Here is a 1117-nt window from a genome sequence, read left to right as displayed (position 1 = left end):
AAAAACACAGGGCTCTGCGAAGTCGCAAGACGACGTATAGGGTCTGACGCCTGCCCGGTGCCTGAAGGTTAAAAGGAGAGGTGAGAGCCTTGAATTGAAGCCCAGGTAAACGGCGGCCGTAACTATAACGGTCCTAAGGTAGCGAAATTCCTTGTCGGGTAAGTTCCGACCTGCACGAATGGCGTAACGACTTCCCCGCTGTCTCCAACATCGACTCAGCGAAATTGAATTGCCTGTCAAGATGCAGGCTTCCCGCGGTTAGACGGAAAGACCCCGTGCACCTTTACTACAGCTTCGCACTGGCATCAGGATTGTGATGTGCAGGATAGGTGGTAGGCTTTGAAGCGGAAACGCAAGTATCCGTGGAGCCTCCCTTGAGATACCACCCTTCGCACTCTTGATGTCTAACCGCGGTCCGTTATCCGGATCCGGGACCCTGCGTGGCGGGTAGTTTGACTGGGGCGGTCGCCTCCTAAAGCGTAACGGAGGCGCGCGAAGGTTGGCTCAGAGCGGTCGGAAATCGCTCGTTGAGTGCAATGGCAGAAGCCAGCCTGACTGCGAGACTGACAAGTCGAGCAGAGTCGAAAGACGGCCATAGTGATCCGGTGGTCCCGAGTGGAAGGGCCATCGCTCAACGGATAAAAGGTACGCCGGGGATAACAGGCTGATACTGCCCAAGAGTCCATATCGACGGCAGTGTTTGGCACCTCGATGTCGGCTCATCTCATCCTGGGGCTGGAGCAGGTCCCAAGGGTACGGCTGTTCGCCGTTTAAAGAGGTACGTGAGCTGGGTTTAGAACGTCGTGAGACAGTTCGGTCCCTATCTGCCGTGGGTGTAGGAGACTTGAGAGGAGTTGCCCCTAGTACGAGAGGACCGGGGTGAACGATCCACTGGTGGACCAGTTGTCGTGCCAACGGCAGTGCTGGGTAGCTATGATCGGACAGGATAACCGCTGAAGGCATCTAAGCGGGAAGCCCCCCTCAAAACAAGGTCTCCCTGAGGGCCGTGGAAGACCACCACGTCAATAGGCCGGAGATGTAAGCGCAGTAATGCGTTCAGTTGACCGGTACTAATCGCCCGATAGGCTTGATTTGATCCAGTAATGGAAAGACAAGA

Annotated in this window: 1 rRNA gene; it reads left to right on the top strand. The window is 55.9% G+C overall.

Features of this window, described 5'->3' with window-relative positions:
- Nucleotides 1-1095 (top strand): 23S ribosomal RNA (locus tag AC2FNU_RS24770); the annotation flags it as partial.
- Nucleotides 1096-1117: the final 22 nt, after the last annotated feature.

It is taken from the genome of Ruegeria sp. BHSB064 (genome assembly GCF_059613205.1).
Note: the sequence above shows the minus strand (reverse complement) of the source record. Positions and strands in the feature narration are given on the sequence as shown.